The sequence below is a fragment of the Paenarthrobacter sp. NPDC089988 genome (assembly GCF_044748465.1).
GTDB lineage: Bacteria > Actinomycetota > Actinomycetes > Actinomycetales > Micrococcaceae > Arthrobacter.
Map to the genome: position 1 here is coordinate 164878 of NZ_JBIVGD010000001.1, position 19053 is coordinate 183930.

The 19053-nt window shown below is 65.4% G+C and carries 16 protein-coding genes and 1 riboswitch; of the genes, 13 read left to right on the top strand and 3 right to left on the bottom strand.

Going from position 1 to position 19053, the window contains the following annotated elements; translation table 11 throughout:
- Positions 1–88 precede the first annotated feature (88 nt).
- Positions 89–3673 carry a chromosome segregation protein SMC gene (gene smc, locus ACIPV6_RS00770; RefSeq protein ID WP_400269096.1) on the top strand — a complete coding sequence of 1195 codons (3585 nt, stop codon included), beginning with the start codon at positions 89–91 and terminating at the stop codon, positions 3671–3673.
- A gap of 20 nt (positions 3674–3693) precedes the next feature.
- Entirely contained in the window at positions 3694–4899 is a 1206-nt protein-coding gene (gene ftsY, locus ACIPV6_RS00775) for a signal recognition particle-docking protein FtsY (protein WP_400269097.1), read from the top strand.
- On the opposite strand, the gene ACIPV6_RS00780 is transcribed toward ftsY, so the two are convergent.
- On the bottom strand, positions 4896–6131 hold the full coding sequence (locus tag ACIPV6_RS00780) for an MFS transporter (protein WP_400269098.1): 1236 nt from the start codon (positions 6129–6131) through the stop codon (positions 4896–4898). The genes ftsY and ACIPV6_RS00780 overlap by 4 nt on opposite strands.
- A 215-nt stretch (positions 6132–6346) precedes the next feature.
- Between ACIPV6_RS00780 and ACIPV6_RS00785 the strand changes: the two genes are divergently transcribed.
- On the top strand, positions 6347–7684 hold the full coding sequence (locus tag ACIPV6_RS00785) for an ammonium transporter (RefSeq protein WP_400269099.1): 1338 nt from the start codon (positions 6347–6349) through the stop codon (positions 7682–7684).
- Positions 7681–8019, top strand: coding sequence for a P-II family nitrogen regulator (locus tag ACIPV6_RS00790; protein ID WP_017199639.1), 339 nt, complete (start codon positions 7681–7683; stop codon positions 8017–8019). Before ACIPV6_RS00785 ends, ACIPV6_RS00790 begins: the two co-directional genes overlap by 4 nt.
- A gap of 99 nt (positions 8020–8118) precedes the next feature.
- Here ACIPV6_RS00790 and ACIPV6_RS00795 read toward each other — a convergent pair whose 3' ends face one another.
- On the bottom strand, positions 8119–9519 hold the full coding sequence (locus tag ACIPV6_RS00795; protein WP_400269100.1) for a glucose-6-phosphate dehydrogenase: 1401 nt from the start codon (positions 9517–9519) through the stop codon (positions 8119–8121).
- A gap of 111 nt (positions 9520–9630) precedes the next feature.
- Here ACIPV6_RS00795 and ffh point away from each other — a divergent pair, with 111 nt between their 5' ends.
- Together ffh and ACIPV6_RS00805 are read left to right on the top strand one after the other, a co-directional pair.
- Positions 9631–11208 (top strand): signal recognition particle protein, encoded by a 1578-nt coding sequence (gene ffh, locus ACIPV6_RS00800; RefSeq protein ID WP_400269101.1) that lies wholly within the window; start codon positions 9631–9633, stop codon positions 11206–11208.
- A 58-nt stretch (positions 11209–11266) separates the two neighbouring features.
- Positions 11267–11989 (top strand): alpha/beta fold hydrolase, encoded by a 723-nt coding sequence (locus ACIPV6_RS00805; protein WP_400269102.1) that lies wholly within the window; start codon positions 11267–11269, stop codon positions 11987–11989.
- Here the strand turns inward: ACIPV6_RS00805 and thiC are convergent.
- Entirely contained in the window at positions 11972–13795 is a 1824-nt protein-coding gene (thiC, locus tag ACIPV6_RS00810; protein ID WP_400269103.1) for a phosphomethylpyrimidine synthase ThiC, read from the bottom strand. The genes ACIPV6_RS00805 and thiC overlap by 18 nt on opposite strands.
- A riboswitch (TPP riboswitch) is annotated at positions 13790–13897 on the bottom strand. Its footprint overlaps the gene before it by 6 nt.
- A gap of 85 nt (positions 13898–13982) precedes the next feature.
- On the opposite strand from thiC, the gene ACIPV6_RS00815 reads away from it, so the two are divergent.
- The 7 genes from ACIPV6_RS00815 (at position 13983) to trmD (ending at position 18934) form a co-directional block, all read left to right on the top strand.
- Positions 13983–15077 (top strand): amidohydrolase family protein, encoded by a 1095-nt coding sequence (locus tag ACIPV6_RS00815; protein WP_400269104.1) that lies wholly within the window; start codon positions 13983–13985, stop codon positions 15075–15077.
- A gap of 67 nt (positions 15078–15144) precedes the next feature.
- Complete coding sequence (locus ACIPV6_RS00820; RefSeq protein ID WP_400269105.1) at positions 15145–16017, top strand: VOC family protein; 873 nt, start codon at positions 15145–15147, stop codon at positions 16015–16017.
- Positions 16018–16129: 112 nt separating this feature from the next.
- Complete coding sequence (locus ACIPV6_RS00825) at positions 16130–16570, top strand: hypothetical protein (RefSeq protein ID WP_397325884.1); 441 nt, start codon at positions 16130–16132, stop codon at positions 16568–16570.
- Between the two features lie 227 nt (positions 16571–16797).
- Positions 16798–17217, top strand: a complete 420-nt coding sequence (gene rpsP / locus ACIPV6_RS00830) for a 30S ribosomal protein S16 (RefSeq protein WP_017199647.1) — start codon at positions 16798–16800, stop codon at positions 17215–17217.
- A 1-nt stretch (position 17218) separates the two neighbouring features.
- Entirely contained in the window at positions 17219–17461 is a 243-nt protein-coding gene (locus tag ACIPV6_RS00835) for an RNA-binding protein (protein ID WP_347107714.1), read from the top strand.
- 130 nt (positions 17462–17591) lie between these two features.
- Complete coding sequence (rimM, locus tag ACIPV6_RS00840) at positions 17592–18137, top strand: ribosome maturation factor RimM (RefSeq protein WP_400269106.1); 546 nt, start codon at positions 17592–17594, stop codon at positions 18135–18137.
- Entirely contained in the window at positions 18134–18934 is an 801-nt protein-coding gene (gene trmD, locus ACIPV6_RS00845; protein WP_400269107.1) for a tRNA (guanosine(37)-N1)-methyltransferase TrmD, read from the top strand. The genes rimM and trmD overlap by 4 nt, the downstream gene beginning before the upstream one ends.
- The last annotated feature ends 119 nt before the right edge of the window (positions 18935–19053 follow it).

The window sequence follows — 19053 nt, forward strand, 5'->3', positions numbered from 1 at the left end:
TCCGGCCTCGAATCCGCGGATTTCGAGTAATCCGCAGTAGATTTGGGAGATACCGTCACCGGGGCAATTCCAGGAGAACCGAAACACCTTGCATCTGAAAAGTCTGACTGTCCGCGGATTCAAGTCGTTTGCGTCGGCTACGACGTTCGACTTTGAGCCAGGCGTCACTGCGGTGGTGGGACCCAACGGATCCGGGAAGTCCAATGTGGTGGATGCGCTGGCCTGGGTCATGGGGGAGCAGGGAGCCAAGACACTCCGCGGCGGAAAGATGGAGGACGTCATTTTCGCCGGCACCTCCGGCAGGCCGCCGCTGGGTCGTGCCCACGTGTCGCTGACCATCGACAACGCAGACAACGCACTGCCCATCGAATACAGCGAAGTCACCATCTCCCGAACGCTGTTCCGCGCCGGTGGCTCCGAGTATGCGATCAACGGCGCCCCCTGCCGGCTCCTGGACATCCAGGAACTTCTCTCCGATTCCGGCCTGGGCCGTGAAATGCACGTCATCGTCGGGCAAGGCCAGCTGGACCGCGTCCTGCACGCTACTCCCGAAGACCGCCGCGGCTTCATCGAGGAAGCGGCCGGCATCCTCAAGCACCGCCGGCGTAAGGAAAAAACCGTCCGGAAGCTCGAAGCCATGCAGGCCAACCTGGCCCGGTTGGGCGACCTGACCGCCGAAATCCGGCGCCAATTGACCCCCTTGGGCAAGCAGGCGGAGATTGCCCGGCGCGCACAGACAGTCCAGTTCGACGTCCGCGACGCCCGCGCCCGCCTGCTTGCCGATGACCTCGTGCAGTTGACCTCAACCCTGGAGCAGGACGTCGCCGACGAGGCGGCGCTCAAGGAACGCCGCCTCATTGTCGAAACGGAACTGGAGCACGGCCGCCGGAGCCAGGCCGCGCTGGAACAACAAGCAGCCCAGGCGACCCCACGCCTCAATGCCGCGCGCGACCATTGGTACCAGTTGTCCGCAGCCCGTGAACGCCTGCGCTCGCTGGGTTCCCTTGCCGCAGAACGCCGCCGGCTCCTCGGTTCCTCCGAGGCCGCCCCGGAGACCGGACGCGATCCCGGGCAACTCGACCGCCAGGCCGCCAGAGTCCGCGAAGAGCAAGCCGCGTTGGAACATGACATCCTGGCCAAGCAGGCCGCGTTGATGGAAGCCACGGTGGCCAAGGATGCCGCCGAGGCGCTCGCGGCCGCCGAGGACAAGCGGCTCACCGCCATGCTCAGGGCCGCGGCGGACCGTCGTGAGGGCCTGGCCCGGCTTGCCGGCCAGGTGGCGGCCGCTCGTTCGCGGGCCGAGGCTGCGGAGGCTGAGCGGGGAAGGATCCGGGAGTCGCTCGGGGCCGGCGACGAGCGGCGCCGGCTGGCCCAGAGCGAGTTCACGGCCCTCGAATCCCAGGTTGCGGGCGTGGAAGACGGCGAAGAAAGCCTCGACGCCGAATATGAGGACGCCAGCGAGGCCCTTGAATCAGTCCTTGCTGAAATAGAGGAACTCAAAACGGCGGAGCGCCAGGCACTCCGGGAACGGGACGCCTTGACGGCCCGACGCGATGCCCTGCAACTGGGACTCAACCGCAAGGATGGCTCGGAACGGCTCCTTGCCGGGGATGTCCCCGGAATTGTCGGCCCCCTCGCGGTCATGCTTGCCATCGAAAGCGGCTATGAGGCCGCGGTCTCGGCGGCCCTGGGGCATGCGGCGGACGCTGTAGTGGCCGGCGATGCCGCGAGTGCCCTCGCCGCACTTGAGCTCCTCAAGGAAGACGATGCCGGGAAGGCCGTCCTTCTCCTGGCGGACTCCCCGTCCCCTGACGAAGATGCCCACGCCGGGAGTGAACCTCCTCCCGGCACCCGCTGGGCGGTGGACGTCGTCAAGGTCTCGGACCCCGCGGCGCAGGGGGCGCTGACACTCCTTGCGGGCACGGTGGTCGTCGAGGACCTCACGGCAGCGGCCGCGGTTATTGCGGAACGTCCCCGGCTCAAGGCCGTGACCAGGAGCGGTGATGTCCTCACGGCCGCTGCCGCCCAGGGCGGGTCCGCCGCGGCGCCCTCACTGCTCGAGATCCAGGCGGCAGTGGACGACGCTGACACCCGGCTCCGGGAGGTCGTCTCGGCTTTGGAACGGGGGCGGTTTGCCCTGGCCGGCGCCGAGTCGAGGCGCGCCGAAATCCAGGACCGGGCGGATGCCGCGATGGAACGGCTGCATGAATCGGACGCCCGGCTCGCCGCAGTCGCGGAACGGCTGGGACACCTTAATTCGGTGCTGCGGAGTGCTGTGGGCGAGAGTGACAGGCTGGCTGCTTCCCTGGCAAAGGCCGAAGCGAACATTGCCGAGGCCCAGCTCGATCTGGAGGTGGCGGCCGAGCGCCTCGCAGCAGCACAGGAAGCTCCGGACGATGAGCCGTCCACGGACCAGCGCGATGAACTTGCCTTGCGGGCCAGGAATGCGCGCGCCCTCGAAATGGAGGCGCGGTTGGCCCTGCGCACGGCCGAAGAACAGTTGGGGGCCGTCAGCAACCGGGCGGCTTCGCTGGAGCGCGCGGCGGCAACGGAACGCCGCGCCCGTGAAGAGGCGGCCCGCCGGGCGCAGCGTCGGCGCGCGCAGGCGCAAAGGGCCGCAGCGGTGGTGTTGGCTGTTGAGCATACCCAGCGGTTCATCGATGTGTCCGTAGAGCTCGCGGGGAGGGAACGGGACCTTGCGGAGCAGGTCCGGGAGCAGTTGGAGTCCGAGCTCGTCCAGGTCCGGTCAGGAAACGAGGCCCTCGCCAAGGAACTGGCCGAGCTGACCGATTCCGTGCACAAGGACGAGCTTGCCCGGGCACAGCAGCGCCTGCGGATCGAAGCGTTGGAGGCCCGGTCCATCGAAGAACTCGGCATGTCCGCCGGGCAACTCGTTGCAGACTATGGACCTGACCAGCCAGTTCCGGTTCCGGCAGCGGCCAGCACCGACAAATGGGCTGCTCTCAGGGCACCGGTGGACGAGGACGGCGAACCGATCGTTGAAGGGATTCCGTTTGTCCGGGAGGAGCAGGAGAAACGGCTCAGGAAGTCCGAACGGGAGCTTGCCGCCTTGGGCAAGGTCAACCCCCTGGCGCTTGAGGAATTCGCGGCCCTGGAAGAGCGGCACCAATTCCTGAACACCCAACTGGAGGACCTCAAGTCCAGCCGGAAGGACCTCCTGGACATCATCAAGGAAGTCGACGCACGCGTCCAGCAGGTGTTCACTGAAGCGTTCGCTGACACTTCGGCGCAGTTCGACCACGTTTTCGCCCGCCTCTTTCCCGGCGGCGAGGGCAGGTTGGTGCTGACTGATCCGGACGACATGCTGACGACGGGCATCGAGGTGGAAGCCCGGCCTGCCGGCAAGAAGATCAAACGCCTGTCCCTCCTCTCCGGTGGCGAGCGCTCCCTGACCGCCGTTGCGCTGCTGGTGGCGATCTTCAAGGCCCGGCCTTCGCCGTTCTATGTCATGGACGAGGTGGAGGCTGCCCTGGACGACACCAACCTGGGCAGGCTGATCACCATCTTCGAGGAACTCCGGGAGTCCAGCCAGCTGATCGTCATCACGCACCAGAAACGCACCATGGAAGTCGCCGATGCCCTCTACGGCGTCACAATGCGGGGAGATGGGGTGTCAACCGTCATCAGCCAGCGGCTCGGTGCCGGGGCTTAGCTTTATGAGAAGGTAGGGGAGTGAACGATTTCCTACCCATTATTCTGTCCATTGTCGCTGCCCTCGTGGTGGTCGGCGGACTGGTGCCGGTGCTGCTGAAGGCCCGGAAGTCCGGGGCGAAATATCCCGGAACGCGGGACGCCAACGACCCCCTCCAGTCGCCGGCAGCAGGCGGCGGAACCCTGGTGGAGGACCGCCCCGACGCCGTCAAGGCGCCGGCCCCCGAATTTGACGGCTCCATCGATGAGACCGTGGCCCCGGATGACGCCGCCGGGCTGGAAACCATTGCCGTGGAAACCCCGGCTCCCGTCGAAGGCCGCCTGGCCCGCCTCCGCGCCCGCCTGGTGAAGTCCAACAACGTCCTTGGCAAGGGCCTCCTGGCCCTGCTCTCCGGCGACAAGATCGACGAGAACGTGTGGGACGAGGTGGAGGAGACCCTGCTCCTGGCAGACCTCGGTACCGAACCCACCATGGAACTGGTGGAGGCACTCCGCGAACGCGTGAAGGTACTGGGCACCCGCGACCCCGAGCACGTCAAGGCGATGCTGCGCGAGGAACTCGTCAAGCTCGTCGATCCCGGCATGGACCGTTCGCTGAACGTCTCCCGCCAAGGCGACCGGCCCGCCGTCGTGCTTGTTGTTGGCGTGAACGGCGTCGGCAAGACCACCACGGTAGGCAAGCTGGCCCGTGTCCTGGTGGCCGAAGACAAGGACGTCCTGCTGGGCGCTGCCGATACGTTCAGGGCCGCGGCGGCCGAGCAGCTGGCAACGTGGGGCCAGCGCGTTGGCGTTCCCACGGTGAAGTCGGACATCGACGGCGCCGATCCCGCCTCCGTTGCGTACGAGGCCGTGAAGGCAGGCATCGACCAGGAAGTGGACGTGGTCATGGTGGACACCGCCGGCCGCCTGCAGAACAAGACCGGCCTCATGGACGAGCTCGGCAAGGTCAAGCGCGTCATCGAGAAGCTCGCCGAAGTGGACGAGGTCCTGCTGGTCCTCGACGCCACCACCGGACAGAACGGCCTGAACCAGGCACGTGTCTTTGCCGAAGTGGTGAACATCTCCGGCATCGTCCTCACCAAACTGGACGGTACCGCCAAGGGTGGAATCGTGGTCGCGATCCAGAAGACCCTTGGCGTGCCGGTCAAGCTCATCGGCCTCGGCGAAGGCCCGGACGATCTGGCACCGTTCGAAGCGGAGGGCTTCGTCGACGCCCTGCTGAACTAGTCTTCGGCAACCACGGAGGAGTGCTTCGAGGGTTCACGTGCAGGCAGCCAGGCTGCAGCGGTGACCAGGAGCACTCCTCCTGTTATTCCAAAGGCCCAGCCGTAGCCGAGCTGGTCGGCCAGGAGGCCCGCAACCACGGGGCCAATGATCGCGCCGGTGTCCGCGGCCATCTGGAACACGGCAAGCACCTTGCCGCCGGAGCGTCCCCTGCCAATGACGTCGGCGACGGCGGCTTGCTGGGCGGGGCCCAGCAAGCCCGAACCGAAGCCGGCCACTGCCGAGGCTGCGAAGAACGCCGGGAGATCAGCCGTCAGGCCGATGACCCCGGATGCCACGGCAGTGATGGCCAGCCCGGGTATGAGCAGGGGCTTGCGGCCCCAAGCGTCCGAAAGGCGCCCGGAAAAGGTCAGGGCCAGAGCGTTGCCCACGGCAAAAACAGCCAAGGCCCAGGCCGCGGTTTCCGGCCGTGACTGCAGCACGGCGGTGGCGAAGAGGGGAATGGTGGCCATGCGGACACCGAACGTCACCCAGCCATTGCCGAAACTCGAAAAGACCGCCGCACGGTAGGCCGAGTCGCGGAGGGCTTCCCGCAGGGGCATGGCCGGAGCGTGACCTGTCTCCAGGCCATTCGTCCTCGCGCCACTGAGCATGGTCCTGACCACGACGGCGGCCACCAGCAACGCCCCCGCGTAAGCCAGGAACGGCACCCGCAGCCCGAACCCGGCCAGGAGTCCACCCACCACGGGGCCCAGCACACTGCCGATCAGGAACGCCGAAGCGTAGGCTCCCGAAACCCGGCCCCTGCGTTCGGGAGGCGCCAGCCTGATGAGCAGCCCCATGGCGGCAACGGTGAACATGACCGAACCGGCGCCGCCCAGTCCGCGGAAGACCAGCAGCTGCCAGTAGTTCTGGGCGAAGGCGCAAGCCGCGGTTGACGCGGCTACGATCAGCAAGCCCGTGACGTAGACATTGCGCTCCCCGAAGCGGCCGATCAGCGCGCCTCCTGCCGGCGCGAACACCAGCCGCATGAATGCAAAGATGCTGACGATCACCGCCGCAGCTGTCGCGCCGACGTCGAATGTGGTGGCGAATTGCGGCAGCACCGGGGCCACCAGGCCGAAGCCCAATGCAATGAGGAACGCTGCGGCGAGCATCACCTTGATGTCGCGGGGGAGCGGTTCCCTGTCAGGCCTGATCCTTGGCTTCTCTGCGGATCGGGGCGACTGAGGCATGGGGTGCGGTTCCTTCGTTTTCGGGGTGTTTGACGCATGAAACATATCCGTAACAATGCGGTGATGCACCATTTACGTTGGGGAGGTTGTTGTAACCGGCCCGCAATCTAATTCCTGCGCAGGTGAAACACTGCGGCACAAAACTCTATTGCAGGACGCAAAAGGCGTCAGGACAGCGGTTGAACCGCAGTACTAGCAAGAGAGGAACGTGCACCATGGAACTTACCGCAGGTCACGTATGGGTCATGGTGGCGGCGGCGCTCGTGCTGTTCATGACACCTGGTTTGGCATTCTTCTACGGTGGCATGACGCGTGCCAAAGCAGCCCTGAACATGATGATGATGAGCTTCATCTCCATCGGCATTGTCGGCGTCGTATGGGTGCTGTGGGGGGCATCCATGAGCTCCGGCGAGGGCTTCCTGCAGATCGTCGGCAACCCGTTCGCCACTTTCGGCCTTGAGGGCGCCGGCTCGACGCCGGACGCGCTGATCAAGATCGGCTACGCAGCAACCTTCGCGATCATCACGGTGGCTCTCATCAGCGGCGCCATCGCAGACCGCGCCAAGTTCGGTGCCTGGACCCTCTTTGTCCCCGTGTGGGTCACCTTGGTCTACTGCCCGCTGGCCTACATGGTCTGGGGCGGCGGCCTCTTCGGCCCTGACGGCGCAATCGGCCAGGCCCTGGGCCACGCGATCGACTTCGCCGGTGGCACCGTGGTCCACATCAACGCCGGTGTGGCTGCCCTTATCCTGGTCCTGATCATCGGCAACCGCCGCGGCTTCGGCAAGGATCCCAACCACCGGCCGCACAACATCCCGTTCGTCATGCTGGGCGCTGCCATCCTGTGGTTCGGCTGGTTCGGCTTCAACGGCGGTGCAGCTGCCACGGCGGAACAGGGTGGCCTGATCTGGATCAACACCCTCGCAGCTCCCGCCGCAGCCATGATCGGGTGGCTCATCACGGAGCGTATCCGCGACGGACACCCCACCTCCCTCGGCGCAGCCTCCGGTGTCGTGGCCGGCCTCGTGGCCATCACCCCGGCCTGTGCAGACGTGAGCCCCGTTGGTGCCCTTGGCCTCGGCGTGGTTGCCGGTGTGGCTTCGGCCCTGGCAGTCGGCCTCAAGTTCCGCTGGGGCTTCGATGACTCCCTGGATGTTGTTGGCGTCCACCTGGTTTCCGGCATCATCGGTACCGTGGCCCTCGGCTTCATCGCAGTTCCCAGCGAAGGCGTCACGGCTGGCGGCCTCTTCTACGGCGGCGGTTTCGCCCAGCTGTGGGCACAGCTCGCAGTGGCAGGCATCGCCATTGTCTTCTCGGCCGTCATGACCCTCATCATCGCCCTCGCCATCCACAAGACCATGGGCTTCCGGGTCTCCACGGAGCAGGAGAACGTGGGCGTGGACCTCAGCCTGCACGCTGAAACCGCCTACGAGTTCGGCGTCAGCGGCCACGGTGGAAGCTTCCAGCCCCTGCATGACCTGGTGACCGGCAAGTCCGAGGCAACTGCAGGAAACAAGACCCCCGCCGCAGGCAAGGAGAGTGTCCAGGCATGAAACTCATCACCGCGATCGTCCGTCCAGAAAAGCTCGAAGCAGTCCGGGAAGGCCTGGAAGCCTACGGTGTCCAGGGACTGACGGTCAGCGCAGCAAGCGGCTACGGCCGGCAGCGCGGCTACACCGAGGTGTACCGCGGAGCCGAGTACAACGTGGACCTGCTGCCCAAGATCCGGATCGAGGTCCTGGCCACGGACGAGCAGGCAGACGACATCCTGGATGTCCTGATCGCCAGCTCCAACACCGGCCGTGCCGGTGACGGCAAGGTCTGGACCGTGGATGTCTATGAAGCAGTACGGGTCAGGACCGGTGAGCGCGGCGCAGCCGCCATCTAGGACCTGGCAACGGAAAGGGGCCGGATACTTCAGGTATCCGGCCCCTTTTGCTTGCGGTGCCACCGGAGGAGGACGACGACGGCGGGAAGCGGCGACTGCCTAAGCGTCGCCGTTGGTGGGCCAATCCGCCGGACCCGCGCTGCCGGCGTCGTACTCTTCCAGCGGAACCGTGCCACGGGACCAGGAGCGGAGGACGGGTTCCACGATGCGCCAGCAGTCCTCCGCGGTGTCCCCACGGACGGACAACAGCGGGTCCCCGGTGAGGATCCCTTCCAGGACTTCGCCGTAGGGCAGCAGGTCCGGGGCGTTCAGCTCCGCCACGAGGCTGGCCCGGTCCAGGCTGAAGATATCGCCGGGCCCGTTTACATCCACATCGAGTTCCAGGACGTCGGGTCCAAAGCCGATCCGGAGCTGGTTGGGGGAATCGACACCGGAGAAGCCCGTGGGCAGGTGCGGAACGGGCCGGAAGGTGATCACGGCTTCCTTGCGCTTTCGGCCGATTGCCTTGCCGGAGCGGAGGATGAACGGGACGCCCTGCCACCGCCAGTTGTCCACGCTGACCTCCACCTCGGCCAGCGTTTCCGTATTCCGTGCGGCGTCCACGCCTTCTTCGGCCGTGTAGTCCGGCACGGCCCGCCCGCCCAGGGTTCCCGCACTGTACCGGGCGCGACGCGTGCTTTGCGCATACGGTGCCTTGACGGTGCTGGCCCGCAGCACGGTGGCGATGGCGTCGCGAAGGTCCCGCTCATGGAGGCTGGCGGGCGCATCGAGGGCCAACAGGGCCAGGACCTGGAGCAAGTGGCTCTGGATCATGTCCCGCAGGGCGCCCGCACCGTCGTAGTAGCGTGCCCTGCCCTCCAGGGCAAGGTCTTCGTCGAAGACGATTTCCACTTTTTCTATGTGGTTGCGGTTCCACACCGGCTCCAGGAAACGGTTGGCGAAGCGCAGGCCCAGGATGTTGAGCACGGTTGCCTTGCCCAGGAAGTGGTCCACGCGGTGGATGTGGTCCTCGGGAACCAGGGTGGCCAGGGTCCTGTTGAGTTCCCGGGCGGATTCCTCACCGGAACCGAACGGCTTCTCCATCACCAGACGGGTACCCGCAGGCAGTTGTTCGCGGCGGAGCACCTCGCAGGCTTTCTGGCTGATGTGTGGCGGCAGGGCGAAGTAGATGGCAACGGGCCCCTCCAACTGTCCCAGGAGGTCTGCCAGCGGTCCATCCGCGGTGACGTCCACCTGGTGGTAGCTGGTGGATCCGGCCACGGCGGAGAGGGCTTTTTGGCCCGTGGGGTCGGCCTTGGCGGACGCCGCCGCGAAGGCGCCGTCCACCCGTTTCCGCCATTGGTCCGGAGTCCAGGGGTCCGATCCGGCGCCAACCAGCCGCAGACCGGCCGCGCGGCCCGTGGCGAGGAGCCCGGCGAGGCCCGGCAGGAGCAGGCGCCCGGTCAAGTCGCCGGAGGCTCCGAGGATGAGCAACGTTTTCACAGTTGTTTTGTCGGTCACCGTGCCAGCATGCCATCTTGGAAGCGTGACTTGATACCCTAGATAGTCGAGTCCCCTCCGGTGTGCCGCATTGGCCGCCATCCGTAGACCATCGAAAGAAGTGCGCGGCGCGTGTTCAATTCACTCTCTGACCGGTTGACAGCAACCTTCAAGAACCTCCGTGGCAAGGGGCGTCTCTCTGAAGCGGATGTCGACGCCACCGTCCGTGAGATCCGCCGCGCCCTGTTGGACGCGGATGTTGCCGTGCCCGTGGTCCGTGAGTTCACCTCACGGATCCGTGAGCGGGCGCTCGGTGCCGAAGTTTCGGCAGCGCTGAACCCGAGCCAGCAGATCGTGAAGATCGTCAACGAGGAACTCGTGGAGATCCTCGGTGGCGAAACACGCCGCATCCGCCTGGCCAAGAACGGCCCCACCATCATCATGTTGGCCGGCCTCCAGGGTGCCGGTAAGACCACCCTTGCGGGCAAGCTGTCCAAGTGGCTCAAGGCCCAGGGACACAGCCCCCTGCTGGTGGCCTGCGACCTGCAGCGCCCCAACGCCGTCACCCAGCTCCAGGTTGTGGGCCAGCGCGCAGGCGTGCCGGTTTTCGCTCCGCATCCCGGTGCCACCTCCGAGCTTGAGCACCCCGCGGGGGATCCCGTGGCCGTTGCCCAGGCCGGTGTGGCCGAAGCCCGCCAGAAGCTCCACGACGTCGTGATCGTGGACACCGCCGGACGCCTCGGCGTCGACGCCGAAATGATGGACCAGGCAAAGCGGATCCGCCAGGCGATCATCCCCAACGAGGTCCTCTTCGTCATCGACGCCATGATCGGCCAGGACGCCGTCAACACGGCCATGGCCTTCGATGAGGGCGTCAACTTCACCGGCATCGTGCTGTCCAAGCTCGACGGCGATGCCCGCGGCGGTGCCGCGCTGTCCGTTGCGTCCGTGACGGGCAAGCCGGTCATGTTTGCTTCCACGGGTGAAGGCCTGGACGACTTCGAGCTCTTCCACCCGGACCGCATGGCCTCGCGCATTCTGGACATGGGCGACGTCCTGACCCTGATCGAGCAGGCGGAGAAGGCCTGGGACAAGGACGAAGCTGCCCGGATGGCGAAGAAGTTCGCCGACCAGGAAGACTTTACGCTGGACGACTTCCTGGCCCAGATGCAGCAGATCCGCAACATGGGCTCCATGAAGAAGATGCTCATGATGATGCCCGGCGCCCAGAACATCCGCCAGCAGTTGGAGAACTTCGACGAGCGCGAGATCGACCGCGTCGAGGCGATCGTCCGCTCCATGACTCCGCACGAGCGCGTTGCCCCCAAGATCATCAACGGTTCGCGGCGTGCCCGTATTGCCCGGGGTTCCGGTGTCCACGTTTCCGAGGTCAACGGCCTGTTGGAGCGCTTCGGCCAGGCCCAGAAAATGATGAAGAAGCTTGCCCAGGGTGGAGGCATGCCGGGTATGCCCGGGATGCCGGGACTGGGTGGCCCCGGTGGTGGCCGCAAGGGCGGCAAGAATGCGCCGAAGAAGAAGGCCCGCTCAGGCAACCCGGCCAAGGCGGCACAGGAATTGCGCGATGCCGAGGCAAAGCGGGCCGCCGCGGCTTCGGCACCGAAGGGTGCCGCTTTCGGCCAGGGTGCTGCCGATTTCGATCCTTCCTCGCTGAACCTGCCCAAGGGCTTCGACAAGTTCCTGGGCAAGTAGGCAAGTACGCCCAACCGCCGGTCGGTTGGATGTCGGTGCCGTGGAATAGGCTGATCCAATGCACAAGCAGCGCGTAGTTTTTGTCCACGGATTGGGCAGTTTCGGAGCTGCGGCGTGGCCGAAGCAACACGGCATGGCTTTGGATTACGACGCCCTGTTCGTCCGCCGACACGGGTTCCACCCCGTGGCGGAGCCCGTGGAATCGGATGTGCCGGCCGACGTCGCAATCCTGCTGGATTCGCTGGCCAGTTCCGGTGGTGGGCACGTAGTGGCACACGAGCAGGGCGCCATATCCGCCATGCTTGCTGCGGTGGAGCGCCCGGACCTGGTGCATTCCCTGGTCCTGGTTGAGCCGGCGTGTTTGTCCCTGACCGCGGAGTTGCCCGCCACGGCTTCACACCGGGCCCTCATGGAGCCGCTTTTCGACGTGCGGAACAAACTGAACGACGCTGACTACGAACGCGAATACTTCCGGCGCGCGTTTTCTGCCGAGGCCGGCGGGCAGGAAACGCCCGAGGCCAGGCGTTCCGCCCGGAGGCTGCGGCTGCAGGCACCCCCGTGGGAAGCGCAGCTGCACATCGTTCCGGGCGTGCCTACTTTGGTCCTCACCGGCGGTTGGGAACCACTCTATGAGGAGATCGCAGCCTATCTGCAGGAAACCGGTGCCCTCCACTGCGTGGCGGCTGGAGGGCACCGGCCCCAGGACTCGGTGGATGGCGACCGGATCATCCGGAGGTTCATCGCCGAGGCGGGGCGGGCCGGCTCAGTTCGCGCGTCCTGACCCTGCAGGCACCTGCAGCTCGGGCAAGTAGACCTTGCCTCCTGCCGCGAGGAACTCCTGGCTCTTTTCCCGCATACCGCTGTACATGTCAGCAATCGCAGCCTGGGCTTCGGCGGAACCGTACTCGTCCCGGATGTCCTGGCTGATGCGCATGGAGCAGAACTTGGGTCCGCACATGGAGCAGAAATGCGCCGTTTTGGCCGGTTCGGCCGGAAGCGTCTCGTCGTGGAACGATTCTGCGGTTACCGGGTCCAGGGACAGGGCGAACTGGTCCCGCCAACGGAATTCGAAGCGCGCCTTGGAAAGGGCGTCGTCCCGTTCGTTCGCACCTGGATGTCCCTTGGCGAGGTCTGCGGCATGGGCCGCGATCTTGTACGTGATCACGCCCGTCTTGACGTCGTCCTTGTTGGGCAGGCCCAGGTGTTCCTTGGGGGTCACGTAGCAAAGCATGGCCGTGCCGTAGCGGGCAATCTCCGTTGCGCCAATGGCCGAGGTAATGTGGTCGTAGCCCGGCGCGACGTCCGTCACGAGAGGTCCCAGGGTGTAGAAGGGGGCGCCCTTGCACAATTCCTGCTGCCGTTCCACGTTTTCCCGGACCAAGTGGAACGGGATGTGCCCCGGGCCTTCCACCATGACCTGGACGTCGTACTCCCACGCACGCTGGGTCAGCTCGGCCAAGGTATCCAACTCAGCGAACTGCGCGGCATCGTTGGCGTCAGCGGTGGCACCCGGACGGAGGCCGTCTCCCAAGGAGAAAGCGACATCGTACTTGGCGAAGATTTCGCACAGCTCGTCGAAGTGGGTGTAGAGGAAGTTCTCCCTGTGGTGGGCCAGGCACCAGCCCGCCATGATGGAGCCGCCACGCGAAACGATTCCCGTCACGCGGTTGGCCGTCAGGGGAACGTAGCGAAGGAGGACCCCCGCGTGGATGGTCATGTAGTCCACGCCCTGCTCGCACTGCTCAATCACCGTGTCACGGAAGATCTCCCAGGTGAGTTTGTTGGCTTCGCCGTTGACCTTCTCCAGGGCCTGGTAGATGGGGACCGTGCCGATGGGCACGGGGGAGTTGCGGATGATCCACTCGCGGGTGGTGTGGATGTCGTCTCCCGTGGACAGGTCCATGACAGTGTCGGCGCCCCACTGGGTGGCCCATTGCAGCTTGTCCACCTCTTCGGCAATGGAACTGGTCACGGCCGAGTTGCCGATGTTGGCGTTGATTTTCACCAGGAAGGCCTTGCCGATGATCATCGGCTCGGATTCAGGGTGGTTGATGTTGTTCGGGATGATGGCGCGCCCTGCTGCCACTTCGCTGCGGACCAACTCAACGTCGCAGTTTTCCCGCAGCGCCACAAAGCGCATTTCCGGGGTCACGATGCCCTGCTTGGCGTAGTGCATCTGTGTGACGGTCTTGCCTTCCATGGCGCGGAGGGGCACCGGCTGGGCGCCCTTCCATTCCGCAGACGCCGCGCCCCGGCGCACAGCCGACTTGCCGTCGTCGAGCAGGTTCCGTTCACGGCCGCTGTAGCTTTCGGTATCCCGGCGTTCCTCTATCCACGGCCGCCGGAAAGGACGCAGGCCCACCACCGGATCGCTGCCCGGCCCGGCGGTGCGGTAGACCTGCAGGGGAGCGTTGGCCTGGCCGTTCGGCGATGGTTCCAACGCGATTTCGGTCACGGGTACGCGGATGCCGTGGCGGGGATCTTCCAGCCAGGCCAGCGAATGGGACTTCAGCGACTGCGTGACCGTCTCTTCCGGGGAAACGGACTGGTTTTGGGCAGGGCTGTGCTGTGTTTCTGTGGTGCTCAAGGATTACTCACTTCCTTCGCCGGCATTACCCGGACAGGTTCAACGGTCGCAGACTGCCTCAGTCCGATCTCAGCCCCTGCAAGGGCCCCCGTGTGGTCGTAGACGAAGCTACCACAGCTCCCCAGGTGGTCCCAGTCACAAGCCATCGGCCAGGGTGTGGCTGGTGGGGGAGCACTAGGCTTCTGCCATGGCCAACATCATCGAATTCACCGGTCCCGTGCTGGTCGCGGCTGACGAAGAGCACTACGGCATGTGGTCTGTGGGCGGCCTGCTGACCTTTCAACGGCCGCAGAAGGCGCCGGACGTAGTGCTCGAAGGTTGGGTACTGCCGGGTTTTGTCGACGCCCACTGCCACATCGGCCTCGGTCCGGGCGGAAGCGTGAACGAGGAAACCACCTTGGCTCAGGCAGAAGCAGACCGGAACGCCGGTACGCTGCTGATCCGGGACGCCGGTTCTCCCAGCAATACCCGTTGGGTCCAGCAGCGCGCCGATCTTCCACGCTTGATCCGGGCAGGGCGGCACATCGCGCGGAGCCGCCGCTACCTTCGAGGCCTGGGCCACGAGGTGGAGCCCGACGAGCTGGTGGAAACGGTGCGCAAGGAAGCCCGCGACGGTGACGGCTGGGTGAAACTGGTGGGCGACTGGATAGACCGTGGCGTGGGAGACCTCGCCCCGTCGTTTCCGGCCGCCGTGGTCAAGGATGCCATTGCCGCTGCCCACGACGAAGGTGCCCGCGTGACCGCGCACTGCTTTGCCGAAGACACCGTGGACCAGATGCTCGACGCCGGAATCGACTGCATCGAGCACGCCACGGGTCTCTTGCCGCGGCATATATCCCGTTTGGTGGAGCAGCAGGTGCCGATCGTACCCACGCTGGTGAACATCGCTACTTTTCCGGACATCGCCGCACAAGCAATGCCCAAGTTCCCGGACTATGCGCAGCACATGACTGCCCTGTGGGAGCGGCGCCGCGAACGCGTCCTGGAGGCCTTCGAAGCAGGAGTCGCCATCTACGCGGGTACGGACGCCGGAAGCGTCATCAAACACGGCCGGATCGCGGACGAAATGCAGGAACTGCACGACGCCGGCCTGCCGCCTGCCGCTGTCCTCAACGCTGCCACTTGGGGCGCCCGTGCGTGGCTGGGAGCCGACGCCATCAGCGAAGGCGCGAGTGCCGACGTCGTGGTTTGCGGAGAAGACCCCCGGCGCAACGTGGCGACGGTCAGCGAACTCAACCACGTTGTTCTGCGGGGTGCGGTCATGCGCCAGGGAATAAATTGAAACTTCAAGTAATTTAACTAAGTAGAACGAGCCGAAAAGCGGCCACCTTCATTACCAGGAGCTTCACATGACCACCTCATCCACCCAGGACCTGCTGCCTGCCGAACTCACCATGGGCACGGTGATGCTCAAGGTCGGCGACATGAAAGTCATGGGCGACTACTACCAGCGCGCCCTGGGCCTCCAAGTGGTGGCCGAGCAGGACGGCGGCCTGTATTTGGGCCGCCAGGGCAAGCCGGTAGTGCATTTGGCTCCGGCCGCCGGGCTCCAGGTCCCCGGTCGCGGCGAGGCGGGCCTCTTTCACACAGCAATCCTCTTCGAAGACCAGCCGTCTTTGGCCGCCACGATCGCGACCGCCGCGCAGTATGAGCCGCGGGCGTTCGTTGGCAGCGCGGACCATTTGGTGAGCGAAGCCTTCTACTTCACCGACCCCGAGGGCAACGGCATTGAGCTCTACTACGACAAGCCGCGCGAGGTCTGGCAGTGGGACGGCAAGAACGTGGTGATGGACAACGTGGCGCTTCCGCCGCAGGCCTACCTCCAGCAGTACCTCAGTGAAGAGGCCGTGACCGGACAGGCCCGGGCCGGCGCGGGAATCGGGCATGTCCACCTGCAGGTGGGCGACGTGGCCACGGCGCAGAAGTTCTACGTGGATACCCTGGGCTTCGAGCGGACTGCCGGGTGGCATGGCCAGGCGCTGTTCGTTTCGGCGGGTGGGTACCACCACCACATGGCCATGAATGTGTGGAACAGCCGCGGCGCCGGACCGCGCCGCGACACCCTGGGCCTCGGTGAAGTGCTGATCGAAGTCCCTGGAGACGACGACGTGCGTGCCCTGGCCGACCGCCTCAAGGTCGCCGGGCTGCAGAGCCACCACACCGGGAAGGAACTGCGCTTCGAAGACCCCTGGCGGAACCAATTGCGCGTTGCCGTCCGCTAGGGGCGTGTCGCACCGGCCGGGTGCCGGCTGCACTAGGCTGGGCAGTGGCGGGGAAGGGGCCTGCGGGTCCGTTTCCGCGACTTGTCAGCACGACGGAATGAGAGTAGTTCCCATGGGCTTTGCCGAAATTTTTGTAGCCACCCACGACGAAGCACTTAAGCGGGCTGCGGCCCTTGAACGCGGCGCCGATGTTGCAGGATCCGCCGTCCGGATCGATGGCATCACTGATTTCGAAGTTGAACAACTGGGCGATCTTGCCGGGCAGGCCGTGCATGCCGCGGGGGCGGATTACGAGCTCGCGCTGGTGGACGTGACCAGCGACGCGCTCCTGGGTGTCCCCGAGGCCATGGTGCGTGCGCTGGCTGAACTCCTCAGCTACGAAAGCGAGGGCGACGGCAATGTCCTGGACGATGTCGCAGCCGCCTGGGCGGAACAGGATGACATGCCGTTCGGCGCAACCGCATCCCGTGGCTACGTCCAGCAGCTCGCCTCGCTGGCCACGGATGTGGAGAACGCAGACCGGGCCGGACTCTACGTCTGGTCGGTTGCCTGATCCTTTAGCCACCCTGGTGGCAGGCCGGTGTGTGGGCAACGGCACACCGGTCCGAGCCGGCCAAGTCGTAATTGCGCTGCCCATCTGGCACAATGGACAGGTACTCGATCGGTGCGGCCCCTCTCTCCGTGCACGTATCTTGTCCTTCGAACCCCTTAGTATGGCCCGCCCCACGGGTGCAGAACACCGGGTTCACCCTCGTTTCAGAAACAGGAGTGACCACAAAAGTGGCCGTAAAGATTCGCCTTAAGCGCTTCGGTAAGATGCGCGCACCGTACTACCGCATCGTCGTCATGGATGCCCGCGCCAAGCGCGATGGCCGTGCCATCGAAGAAATCGGCAAGTACCACCCCACCGAAGAGCCGTCGTACATCGAGGTCGCCTCCGAGCGTGCCCAGTACTGGCTTTCCGTTGGCGCCCAGCCCACCGAGCAGGTTGCTGCGATCCTCAAGATCACCGGTGACTGGCAGAAGTTCAAGGGCCTGCCTGGCCAGGAAGGCACCCTGAAGACGAAGGCTCCGAAGGAAGCTTTCGTGGCTCCGGAGAAGGGTTCCGTCATCATTCCGGAAGCCATCACCAAGAAGGCCAAGAAGGACGAAGCCGAGGCTCCGGCCGAGGCTGAAGCAGAGACCACCGAGGCTGAGTAACTTGCTGGCAGAAGCGCTCGAGCACTTGGTCCGTGGGATCGTTGACAGTCCTGAGGACGTCAAGGTCAGCGCCAAGAACAACCGCCGCGGGGAATCCCTCGAGGTGCGCGTTCACCAGGACGACCTCGGCCGGGTAATCGGCCGCCAGGGACGCACCGCCCGTGCCTTGCGCACCGTGGTTGCAGCTTTGGCTGGTGGCGATCAGGTCAGGGTCGACGTCGTCGACACCGACCGTCGCCGGTAACGCGCTCAGCATCATTTGCCTTAGGTCCGGCCCCTTCACCGAATATGGTGGAGGGGCCGGATTGCTTTATCGAACAATGTAGCTGCCGCAGCCATCCGGCCTGCGGTCAAACCAGAATTCAGAGGAACCCATGCAGCTCCAGGTGGCACGGATCGGCAAACCCCACGGCATCCGCGGCGAAGTCACAGTCCAGGTGCTGACCGATGCTCCGTCCGAACGCTTTGTGGCCGGCACGGAATTCCTGGTGGAGCCTGCCTCCTCAGGACCGCTCACCGTCCGCAGCTCGCGTTGGAACAAAGAGATCCTGCTCCTCGGCTTCGAAGAGATTGCTGACCGCAACGCAGCCGAACTTATCCGCGGCGCCAAGCTCTTCATCGAGACCGAAGACCTCAAGGAGGACGGCGAAGAGGGCTGGTACGAGCACGAACTCGTTGGCCTCCAGGCGCGGGTGGGAAACCACGCCGTAGGCAAGGTGGCGGCGCTGAACACCATGCCCGCGCAGGACCTCCTGGTGGTGGAGGGCCAGGACGGCAAGGAAATCCTGATCCCCTTCGTGGACGAGATCGTTCCCGAGGTGAACATCGAGGAAGGCTACATCCTCATCACCCCTCCGGCCGGCCTGTTCGAGATCAACGACGAATCAACAGGAGAAGCCAGCGCGGAGTCCGCTGAATGAGGATCGACGTCGTCAGCATTTTCCCGGAGTACCTTGCTCCGCTTGAACTCTCCCTCATCGGCAAGGCCCGCCAGGACGGCATCCTGGAACTGAACGTGCACGATCTCCGCTCGTTCACCACCGACCGTCACCGCACCGTGGACGACACCCCGTACGGTGGCGGCGCGGGCATGGTCATGAAGCCCGAACCATGGGCGCAAGCCTTGGAATCCGTAGCGCAGGGCGGCGCCGCCAAGCCCGTCCTCATTGTGCCGTCGCCCGCAGGGGAACGGTTTACGCAGGCGTTGGCCCATGAGCTCGCCGAAGAAGAGCAACTGGTCTTCGCGTGCGGGCGGTACGAAGGCATCGACGAGCGGGTCATCGATTGGTCCCGCGACCATTTCACCGTCAGGCCAGTCAGCCTGGGCGACTACGTCCTCAACGGCGGCGAGGTGGCGGTGCTGGCCATGGTTGAAGCGATCGGACGGCTGTTGCCGGGAGTAGTGGGCAACCCCGAGTCGCTCGTGGAGGAGTCACACTCCGACGGCCTTCTCGAATACCCGGTGTACACCAAGCCGTCCTCGTGGCGGGACCACGACGTTCCGGAAATTCTCCTGAGCGGCAACCACGGAAAGATTGCCCAGTGGCGGCGGCACGAGCAATACCGCCGTACCGCCGAACGCCGGCCGGATCTCCTGGCGGAGTTCGACGCGTCAGGCCTGCCCCGCGCCGATCGTGCTGCTTTCGCGGAACTGGGTTACGACGTCGTCGATGGCCGCCTCCGTGCCCGCGGTACTGACAACGACGAAAGCCGCTGACCGCCGTCGTGCATTGCACGCGGTGATTGGCCGGATTCTGCCGCATGTGGCAGAATTAACCCTTGTGTCTACTGGGCTGGCACCTGCCACAGGGGGAGCTTAGCCAACAGCCGGACAAC

What these genes read in the sequence shown, in the direction of transcription:
- ACIPV6_RS00805 (WP_400269102.1), top strand. Translation starts at nt 11,267, where the DNA reads ATGCACAAGCAGCGCGTAGTTTTTGTCCACGGATTGGGCAGTTTCGGA.
- rimM (WP_400269106.1), top strand. Translation starts at nt 17,592, where the DNA reads ATGCAGCTCCAGGTGGCACGGATCGGCAAACCCCACGGCATCCGCGGC.
- ACIPV6_RS00820 (WP_400269105.1), top strand. Translation starts at nt 15,145, where the DNA reads ATGACCACCTCATCCACCCAGGACCTGCTGCCTGCCGAACTCACCATG.
- ACIPV6_RS00815 (WP_400269104.1), top strand. Translation starts at nt 13,983, where the DNA reads ATGGCCAACATCATCGAATTCACCGGTCCCGTGCTGGTCGCGGCTGAC.
- ACIPV6_RS00780 (WP_400269098.1), bottom strand. Translation starts at nt 6,131, where the DNA reads ATGCCTCAGTCGCCCCGATCCGCAGAGAAGCCAAGGATCAGGCCTGAC.
- ACIPV6_RS00825 (WP_397325884.1), top strand. Translation starts at nt 16,130, where the DNA reads ATGGGCTTTGCCGAAATTTTTGTAGCCACCCACGACGAAGCACTTAAG.
- ACIPV6_RS00790 (WP_017199639.1), top strand. Translation starts at nt 7,681, where the DNA reads ATGAAACTCATCACCGCGATCGTCCGTCCAGAAAAGCTCGAAGCAGTC.
- trmD (WP_400269107.1), top strand. Translation starts at nt 18,134, where the DNA reads ATGAGGATCGACGTCGTCAGCATTTTCCCGGAGTACCTTGCTCCGCTT.
- ACIPV6_RS00785 (WP_400269099.1), top strand. Translation starts at nt 6,347, where the DNA reads ATGGAACTTACCGCAGGTCACGTATGGGTCATGGTGGCGGCGGCGCTC.